Source organism: Bradyrhizobium sp. P2_E8 (assembly GCF_056403875.1).
The window spans coordinates 1-1,664 of sequence record NZ_JBFUES010001330.1; the positions used below are offsets into that span (position 1 = coordinate 1).

The window sequence follows — 1,664 nt, forward strand, 5'->3', positions numbered from 1 at the left end:
GGGCAGGTGGGTGGCGTGGTCGAGGCCGACGGTGGCGAGGCTCTCGTGGGCGTCAAGACGCTCGCCGCCCAGAAAATCAGCCCAGAATGACAAATTTTCCGCCACGCTCAGCGCCGGCTTCAGGGCGTCGCGATGACCCAGATAGTGGCATTGCTCAGGCAATGTCAGCTCGGCATCGCCGCCATCGAGCGCGATTGTCCCGCCGGCCGGGATGAGCAGGCCCGCAATCAGCCGCAGCAGGGACGTCTTGCCTGAGCCGTTGCGGCCGACGACCGCCACGGCCTCGCCGGAGGCGGCCTCGAAATCGAGCCCGGCAAACACCTCGCGGCCACCCCGGACACAGATCACCCCACGTCCGGAAAGCTGCATCTTGCCTCGTATCAATCCGTCCAAACCAGGCCTCAGGAAAACTTGGGGTAGCGCATGGGAATTTTTGGCTCGCGAATTGCTGCGGTACGTTTGTGGCTGTGGCGGCGCGGTTAGAAAGCTTCTATAAGCCCGGAACTACTTGATGCAGCAACTCAACCTGCCCCTGCAAGCGACCCAGCCGGATTCGCTGACGGTGTTAAAATACCCCTTGCCGGGTATAACTAACAATTGGGATTTCCTACATGACCTCGCTCGACAGCTTCAAATGCAAAAAGACCCTCAAGGTCGGCGCCAAGACCTATGTCTATTACAGCCTGCCCACGGCCGAGAAGAATGGTCTGAAGGGAATTTCGAAACTCCCCTATTCGATGAAGGTCCTGCTCGAGAACCTCCTGCGCAATGAGGACGGCCGCTCGGTCAAGAAGGCGGACATCGTCGCGGTGTCCAAATGGCTGCGCAAGAAGTCGCTGGAGCACGAGATCGCGTTCCGCCCGGCGCGCGTGCTGATGCAGGACTTCACCGGCGTGCCCGCGGTGGTCGATCTCGCCGCGATGCGCAACGCRATGCAGAAGCTCGGCGGCGATGCCGAGAAGATCAACCCGCTGGTGCCGGTCGATCTCGTCATCGACCATTCCGTGATCGTGAACTTCTTCGGCGACAACAAGGCCTTCGCCAAGAACGTCACCGAGGAATACAAGCAGAACCAGGAGCGCTACGAGTTCCTGAAGTGGGGCCAGGCGGCGTTCTCGAACTTCTCCGTCGTGCCGCCCGGCACCGGCATCTGCCACCAGGTCAATCTCGAATATCTCTCCCAGACGGTCTGGACCAAGAAGGAGAAGATGACGGTCGGCAAGAAGACCGGCACCTTCGAGGTCGCCTATCCCGACTCGCTCGTGGGCACTGACTCCCACACCACCATGGTCAACGGTCTCGCCGTGCTCGGCTGGGGCGTCGGCGGCATCGAGGCGGAAGCCTGCATGCTCGGCCAGCCGCTGTCGATGCTGCTGCCCAACGTCGTCGGCTTCAAGCTGAAGGGCGCGATGAAGGAAGGCGTCACCGCGACCGACCTCGTGCTGACCGTGACGCAGATGCTGCGCAAGCTCGGCGTCGTCGGCAAGTTCGTCGAGTTCTTCGGCCCCGGCCTCGATCATCTCTCCGTCGCCGACAAGGCGACCATCGCCAACATGGCGCCGGAATACGGCGCGACCTGCGGCTTCTTCCCGGTCGACGCTGCCGCGATCGACTACCTCAAGACCTCCGGCCGCGCCGCACCGCGCGTTGCGCTGGTGCAGGCC

At 62.6% G+C, this 1,664-nt stretch carries 2 protein-coding genes; one reads left to right on the plus strand and one right to left on the minus strand.

What is annotated here, in order from left to right; genetic code table 11:
• Nucleotides 1–369, minus strand: a 369-nt coding sequence (gene ccmA, locus AC1D00_RS40135) for a heme ABC exporter ATP-binding protein CcmA (RefSeq protein ID WP_477014508.1), incomplete at its 3' end; no start/stop codon positions are given.
• Nucleotides 370–611: 242 nt separating this feature from the next.
• Between ccmA and AC1D00_RS40140 the strand changes: the two genes are divergently transcribed.
• A partial coding sequence (locus AC1D00_RS40140; protein ID WP_477014509.1) for an aconitase family protein occupies nt 612–1,664 on the plus strand: 1,053 nt, incomplete at its 3' end.